Raw genomic sequence first — 7,992 nt, forward strand, 5'->3', positions numbered from 1 at the left:
TGTTAAAATTATAACAAGCAAATGTTAAATAATTATCAATCCCTTAAATTAGCAGATAATTTGCGGTTAAAGAAATAGTAAATAAAAAAATACATTTTCAAAAGGAGAAAAACAGATGGAAAGAAAGTATCCACATTTATCAAGTCCAATTACAGTGGCTGGCGTAACTTTTAAGAACAGAATGTTTTCTGCACCAATGGGCGGAACTGACATTACAAATGATGGTTGTATCGGACCTAAGTCTACAGCCTTTTATGAGCTTAGAGGAAAGGGCGGCGCTGGTGCTGTAACAGTTTCAGAGCTTATGGTTCATCCAAAAACTGACGGAAGTCATGCATATCACCTTGATCCTTCAATCTTAAATTCCCTTGCTTGTGCTACATACACAGCAGATGCAATTAGAAGACATGGTGCAATTGCTTCCTTAGAGCTTTCACATTCAGGAATGTATGCAGGAACTTACATGACAGATAAGTCAAAGCAAAAGAGCATGAATCAGTGGGGACCATCTGATACAGTTCGTCCTGACGGCGTAGAAGTTAAGGCCTTAACTAAGGACATGATAGATGACATCGTTAAGTCTTACGGTGATGTTGCAGCAATGGCTAAGCGTGCCGGTTTTGAAATGCTTATGATCCATGGTGGTCACGGTTGGCTTATAAACCAGTTCTTATCACCTTTCTTTAACAAGAGAACTGATGAGTACGGTGGAAGCTTAGAAAATAGATGCAGATTTGCAAAGGAAGTCCTTACTTCAGTAAGAAATGCAGTAGGCCCTCGTTTCCCAATCGAATTTAGAATGTCAGGTTCTGAGTTCTTTGATGGCGGTTACGGCCTTGAGGAAGGCGTTGAAATCGCTAAGGAATTAGAGTCTTACGTAGACATTATCCATGTTTCTGCCGGTACTTACCAGAGAACATTTGGAATTACACATCCTTCAATGTTTGAGGAGCATGGTAGAAATGTTTACCTTGCCGCAGAGATTAAGAAGCACGTATCTGTGCCTGTTGCCACTCTTGGTGGTCTTAATGACCCAGCACAGATGGAAGAGATTATTGCCTCTGGAAAGGCTGATATTGTCTACATGGGACGTGCTCTCCTTGCAGATCCATACCTTCCAGAAAAGATTATGCAAAATCGCAATGACGAAATCGTTCGTTGCCTTCGTTGCTTTACTTGTATGGCTGAGCGTGCAGCTACATCCACAAGACGTTGTACAGTAAATCCAATTATTGGTCGTGAAATCGAAGGTGATGAAATTTCACCAGCTCCAGTTAAGAAGAAGGTATTAGTTGCAGGCGGCGGTCCTGGTGGACTTTATGCAGCTTATACAGCAGCTAGACGTGGCCATGAGGTTATCCTTTGCGAGAAGGAATCTGAACTTGGCGGTATTTTAAAGAGTGAGCAGGCAATTTCTTTCAAATACGAAATGTACCAGCTTACAGGCACTTACGAGAAATTAGCTCGTGAGGCTGGCGTTAAAATCCGCTTAAATACTGAGGTTACTAAGGAATATGCCCTTGCTGAAAATGCAGACGCAATAATTATCGCTGTTGGCTCAACGCCACTCATACCTCCTATCCCAGGTCTTGATGGTGAAAATGTAGTCATCGTTAACAACTACTACAAGGAAAAGGATAAAGTTGGCGACGAAGTTGTAATCCTTGGTGGCGGCCTTGCAGGTTCTGAATGTGCAATTCACTTAGGTCAGGAAGGTAAGAAGGTATCAATCGTAGAAATGAGAGATAGCTTAGCACCGGATGCTAATGTAAGACATCGTCCATTACTCTTACAGCAGATTGATAAATATGTGGATGTACATACAGGACTTAAGGCAGTCAAGGTAACAGCTGAAGGTGTTGAGTGTGAAGACAAAGATGGCAAGGCAGTATTTGTTAAGGGTTCAAGCGTAATCTGTGCCCTTGGCCAGCGTTCAAGAACAAACGTAGTTGAAGAATTAAGAGATTGCGCTCCATTCGTTAGAGTAATCGGTGATGCCGCTAAGGTTTCAACAATTACAAACGCAGTATATTGGGGCTACCACGCAGCACTTGATATCTAAGATGTAACTAACCGGTGCTTTTACATTTTCATAAAGATAAGTACTTTTGAAAATGCAAAAAGCCCGGAAATATAATCACTAAAGATAGGTCGTCATTCCCAAGGCGACCGCACCTAGCAAAATAATATAAAAAAATTGAGGAATAAAAATATGAATTTAGGAATTAAAGATTTAGATAAAAGAAGATGGATTGTCCTAATTGCAGGATGTTTTATTAATCTTTGTTTAGGCTCTATTTATGTGTGGAGCGTGTTCTCTGCTGGTATGGCAGACTATTTTACAAATACTCTTGGAAAAACAGTGACTTCCGCAGACCTTGCAATCGTTTATACAATTGCTAACTCAGTTGGCCCAATCACAATGATTTCAGGTGGTTGGTTTAATGATAAGTTTGGACCAAGAAAAGTCATTTTAATTGGCGGTATCATGTGGGGCTTAGGTATGTTTTTATCAGGTTTTACAACTAGCGTTAACGGACTTATCCTAACTTACGGCCTCATTGGTGGTCTCGGTCTTGGAATGGCTTACGGTAGCACAATTTCTACTTGCGTTAAGTTCTTCCCAGATAAGAGAGGTTTAGTTGGTGGTATCACAACTGCTGTTTACGGCTTAAGTTCAGTAATTCTCCCTCCAATCGTTACAGTAATTGTTTCTAAGACAAATGCAACAACAGCCTTCAAAATCGTAGGTGTTGTATTTATGGTACTTATTGCAGTTTCTGTAATCTTCCTTGAGAAGTGTCCTGATGATTATACACCAGCAGGTTTCACACCAAAGAAAACTGCAGCAGTTAAGCAGAACATGAACTGGAAGGAAATGTTAAAGACACCTACATTCTACGTAATGCTTTTACTTCTTACATGTGGCGCCTTTACAGGTATGATGATCACATCACAGGCTTCATCAGTTGCCCAGCACATGGTAGGTTTATCAGCAGTAGCAGCGAGCTTAGCAGTTTCAGTATTAGCTTTATTTAATGCTTTAGGTAGAATTGTGGCTGGTTTCGTTTCAGACAAGATTGGTAGAATTAACACATTATTCCTTGCTTGCATCCTTGCAGTAATTGGCCTTTTATGCCTTTACTTCTCAGGAATGGGCACAGTTATTCTATTCTACATCGGCCTTTCAATCGTTGGTATCAGCTATGGCGCTTTCATGGGTGTATACCCAGGCTTTACAGCAGACCAGTTTGGTCCTAAAAATAACTCAGTAAACTACGGTATTATGTTTATTGGCTTTGCAATTGCAGGTTACTTTGGTCCACAGATTATGGGAACAACATTTGCAAAAACAGGCGCATATCAGGATGCCTTCATGTATGCAATCATCTTCTCATGTGTAGGTATTGTATTTACATTTATTTATAGACTTGTTGCTAAGAAGAATAAGTAGTGATAAGTAGAATAAGTAGAGATTAATCTTTCTCTTGAAAATGCATCTAGGTCTGTTACAATATCTCTTGACAAAACATTTATTTATATTTGGAAGGAAGATATTGGAAAGGAAATTTTAATTATGAAAATTAGAAATGCAGTAATAACTGATTTAGATCGCATTATGGACATTTATGCCTATGCAAGAAAATTCATGGCAGAGCACGGAAATCCAACTCAGTGGGGACCAACACAGTGGCCACCAAGAGATTTAATTGTTGAGGATATTAAAAGAGAGAAAAGCTTTGTTTGCCTAAACGACAAAGACGAAGTAATCGGCGTATTCTTCTATAATTATGGTAAGGACGTTGATCCAACTTACGGTGATATCACTGATGGAACATGGCTTGAAGATAGTCCATATGCAGTAGTTCATAGACTTGCAGTGGATGGTTCAGAAAGAGGCATTGGTACATTTTGCTTAAATTGGGCTTTCGAGAAATCAGGTCACGTAAGAATCGATACTCATGGTGATAACAAAGTAATGCAGAATCTCCTTAGTAAGTTAGGTTTTAAGCACACAGGAACAGTTTATGTAGAAAGTGATGATATGCCAAGAATCGCATTTGAGAAGCTTGCGTAAGTTTGAGTGGCAGAATTAGTGCGGCGTCTGGATGAGAAATATTGCTGCGCCGTGTGGCTCTAGCGCATAAGTCGGCTGATTCATTGCTTCTCCGGGCGCGAATTGACCTAGCGAAGTAAAAAAAGCTTGTTAGGTCAATAATATGCAAGTCTACAACTTAAATATTTTTAAGAGATAATCCTTTTCGACAAAAATTTCGGGATTAGGTCAACAAATTTTTAAAATTGAGATCTTAAAAAATGAGATTTAATCCTTATTCAAGAAAAACTAGTGGGAAGGATTAAAATTAATAGTTGAAAAATTAAATTCGATTGACCTAGGTAATAATAAAAATATGCCTGGGTCAATTTTTAAAATAAGGATAGTCCCCTATATTCCAAAGAATCAATATATGTAGCGTTCAAATCCAAGAAATTTAACATAAGCAGATAGTTAAATATATTGTTAATGACAAAACAATTCCTACATGATATACTACTGAAGGTTTGAACTAAATGAAAGCAATTCCTTGCTTTATATTCTTAACAAACCATCTTAAATCTAGGGCGAGACAAGCCCAATTCCCAAGAAACATTAAATTATACACAGGAGAAAATATGGAAAAGTTGATAGCTATGCTTGAAAAGCGAATTGCTGTTGATAAGAGTGCTCTAAATCAAGCCTTGAAGGATAATGACCGCTTCGAAAAAGGCTATTTAAGAGTATCTTTTAATAATAACAGACCTCGTTTTTATCAAGTCAAAGACAAATCGGGTGGAATATACCTAAAGAAAAGTGAAATCAAAATTGCAAAAAATCTTGCTCAGAAAAGATACCAATCAGATTTTGTAAAGAACTGTTATAAAGAAATCGATTACCTTGAAAAGGTAAAGAAAAAGTTAGAGACAAACAATCTAAATTTGATCTATGATAACTTATCTGAAGTTCGAAAAACTCTAGTAAATCCCTATATTTTAGACAAAGAATTAAGTGCTATTAAATGGCAAAATAAAAGAATCCAGACAACGGATTATTTAGAAGAGAATAAAGTATATGACACAAAACGCGGTGAGAAGGTACGTTCCAAATCAGAGGCATTAATTGCAGATACATTGTATGACCTTGGAATTCCTTATCATTATGAGAAGGCTTTGCGTTTAAAAAATGGAGAAACAAGATATCCAGATTTTACTCTTTATAACAAGAATACAAGAAAAGAGGTTTATTACGAGCATTTTGGCTTATTAGATGACAGGGAGTATTTAAAGGCAAGTTTGAAAAAGATTGATGAATACCAGAAAAACGATATTTATCTTGGGAAGAATCTGATATTTAGCTTTGAAACTAACTTGCAGCCTTTTAATATAAGTCGAATTAGGAAAATGCTAAAAGAAGTAATGACCTAAGGATAGTTTTTTGATGTATTAGGTCAATGAAATCTAATATTGATTTTTGTAAAAAATTTACTTGTAGGACTTTTGAATGAAAAATTACAAATATGGATTATCAAAACAAGCATAATTAGAATCTAAAAAATGAGAATCATACGTATCGATAAAAAAGTAGGAAAACGGATTAAAATTTCTCTGTGCTGTTTGAAATTCGTTGACCCAATGAAGATATTTTAAGCCGTTAGTCCTACATTTCCCGAAATAAGCAAGTTCTATCCCTGAACTTCTATTTAATTACCTTGCATTTATTTCACATACTATATAAGATTTAACTATATACTTTATTTAATGAGATTCTTACGAGATTCTCAGGAAATTCTCACAAGATTCTTATTGGGGAGGATAAGATGAAATCTTTATTTTATGAGGAAGCAGCAAAAAATTGGAATGAGGCATTACCTTTAGGAAATGGCTTTTTAGGGGCCATGGTTTTTGGGGGAACAGGAATTGAACGTTTAAGTTTAAACGAGGATAGCTTATGGTATGGAGGATTTAAGAATCGTGTAAATCCCGATGCTAGGGAATCTATTCCTAAAATTAGAAAATTATTAGAAGAGGATAAGCTAGAAGAGGCGCAGATACTAGCAGATGAAACCTTTGCAGCCTGTCCTGATTCACAGTGTCATTATGAACCCTTATGTGACTTATTAATTCAGCAAGAAAGTGCCTATGAATTGCAGAGTTTGCACGGAATGCGATGGCTTAATGATAAGGATATGTCCAAGATGGAAATAGAAAATCATAACTATAAACGAGAGCTAGATCTTGATTATGGAATTATGAAAGTTGAATATAATGGACATGATAATCGTAAATATAAACGAGAAATTTTCATATCTAATCCTAGTCGAGTGCTGGTTATGGATTTTGAGGGTGAGCCTTCTAGAATCCTAATGCGCAGGGATAGATATTTAAGCAAATTGGAAAAAATCGACAACAACACTATCGCCTTATCTGGTCAAACAGGAGATGGTGGAGTTAGTTATGTGGCAGTTTGTAGAGTGCTTGGAGAGGAAGTTTGTGCAAGAAATTCTTTAATTAAAACAGGTGGAAAATTTAAGCTTTATTTAGCAGCAGCCACAAGTTATAGATATGAAGATCCAAAGGCTAAGGCTCTAGAATGGGTTGATAAGGCTAGCAAGGTGGATTATGAAATCTTAAAGAAAGAGCATATGTCTGATTTTAACCAATATATGAAGCGTTGCTACTTAGAATTAAAGAGCGATACAACTTCTAAAGATGAATTAGAAAATATGCCTACTAATTTACGTTTAAAAAGATTTGTGGAAAAAAAGGATGATTTAGGCCTAATAAATACTTATTTTACATTTGGCAGATACTTACTTCTTAGTTCTTCAAGAGAGGGCAGTTTGCCAGCTAATTTGCAGGGAATATGGAATAAGGATTTTTTACCTGCATGGGATAGTAAATTTACCATAAATATTAATACCCAGATGAATTATTGGCCGGCGGAAAGCCTTAATTTATCTGATTTACACAAGCCTCTTTTTGATCATTTATTTAGGATGCTTCCGAAGGGAAAGGAAGTGGCTAAGGAAATGTATAATGCTGATGGTTTTGTGGCACATCATAATACAGATCTATGGGGAGATTGTGCGCCACAAGACACTTATGCTGCATCTACCTATTGGCAGATGGGAGCGGCTTGGCTAAGTTTACATATTGCCGAGCATTATTTCTTTACTAAAGATCTTGATTTTTTAAGAGAAAATGTGGTCATTATGGAAGAGGCAGCGCAATTCCTTATGGAAACGATGCAGAAAAATAAGGATGGTTTTTATTTTGTTAGTCCTTCAGTTTCTCCGGAAAATAAGTATTTAACAAAGGATAAGAAAAAGGGAACCTTAACTAATTGTGCTGCTATGGATGCTCAGATTACATATGAGTTAATGAAAGATTTGTGTATATGTGAGAAAGCTTTGGGGAAAGAAATTAAAAAATATCAGGATTTTGTGGAAAAGCTTTGTCCAATAGTTGTAGAAAATGGACTGATTAAAGAGTGGATAAGAGATTATGAGGAGATAGATTTAGGTCATAGACATATTTCCCACCTCTTTGCTCTATATCCTGGAAGCCAGATAAAATCAAAAGCAGCTCAAACCCAAGTAAAGCTAGATAAGGCAGGTCAGACAATGCAAGCCCAGAAAATGCCAGATAAGTCGGAAATTTTTACGGCTGCAAGAAATACCCTAGAGCGAAGACTTGCCAATGGCGGTGGTTATACAGGTTGGAGTAGGGCATGGATAATCTGCATGTGGGCAAGACTTCTTGATGGTGATAAGGCTTGGGAAAACATTGTTGCTCTACTTGAAAAATCCACTCTTACAAACCTTTTAGACAATCATCCACCATTTCAGATTGATGGAAATTTTGGCAGTATTGCAGGAATTTCAGAAATGTTACTACAAAGTCATGAAGGCTTTATAAACATTTTGCCAGCACTTCCAAAGGCATGGAAAGAGG

General features: G+C 36.9%; 5 protein-coding genes. All 5 read left to right on the forward strand.

The window, feature by feature from the left end; translation table 11 throughout:
* The first annotated feature begins 115 nt into the window (after positions 1–115).
* Positions 116–2,062, forward strand: coding sequence for an oxidoreductase (locus QVA17_RS08350; protein ID WP_287387837.1), 1,947 nt, complete (start codon positions 116–118; stop codon positions 2,060–2,062).
* 150 nt (positions 2,063–2,212) lie between these two features.
* A complete protein-coding gene (locus QVA17_RS08355) occupies positions 2,213–3,454 on the forward strand; it encodes an L-lactate MFS transporter (protein WP_287387839.1) in 1,242 nt (413 codons plus the stop codon).
* A gap of 123 nt (positions 3,455–3,577) precedes the next feature.
* On the forward strand, positions 3,578–4,078 hold the full coding sequence (locus QVA17_RS08360; RefSeq protein WP_287387841.1) for a GNAT family N-acetyltransferase: 501 nt from the start codon (positions 3,578–3,580) through the stop codon (positions 4,076–4,078).
* A 596-nt stretch (positions 4,079–4,674) separates the two neighbouring features.
* Entirely contained in the window at positions 4,675–5,463 is a 789-nt protein-coding gene (locus QVA17_RS08365; RefSeq protein ID WP_287387844.1) for a hypothetical protein, read from the forward strand.
* 392 nt (positions 5,464–5,855) lie between these two features.
* The coding region (locus tag QVA17_RS08370; RefSeq protein ID WP_287387847.1) for a glycoside hydrolase family 95 protein at positions 5,856–7,992 on the forward strand (2,137 nt) is incomplete at its 3' end.

Origin of the sequence: Lachnospira sp., assembly GCF_016290755.1 — a bacterium.
Taxonomy (GTDB): Bacteria; Bacillota; Clostridia; order Lachnospirales; family Lachnospiraceae; genus Lachnospira; species Lachnospira multipara.

Excerpts from the sequence above, each read along its gene's own strand:
- QVA17_RS08350 (WP_287387837.1), top strand. The coding sequence starts at position 116 with ATGGAAAGAAAGTATCCACATTTATCAAGTCCAATTACAGTGGCTGGC.
- QVA17_RS08355 (WP_287387839.1), top strand. The coding sequence starts at position 2,213 with ATGAATTTAGGAATTAAAGATTTAGATAAAAGAAGATGGATTGTCCTA.
- QVA17_RS08360 (WP_287387841.1), top strand. The coding sequence starts at position 3,578 with ATGAAAATTAGAAATGCAGTAATAACTGATTTAGATCGCATTATGGAC.
- QVA17_RS08365 (WP_287387844.1), top strand. The coding sequence starts at position 4,675 with ATGGAAAAGTTGATAGCTATGCTTGAAAAGCGAATTGCTGTTGATAAG.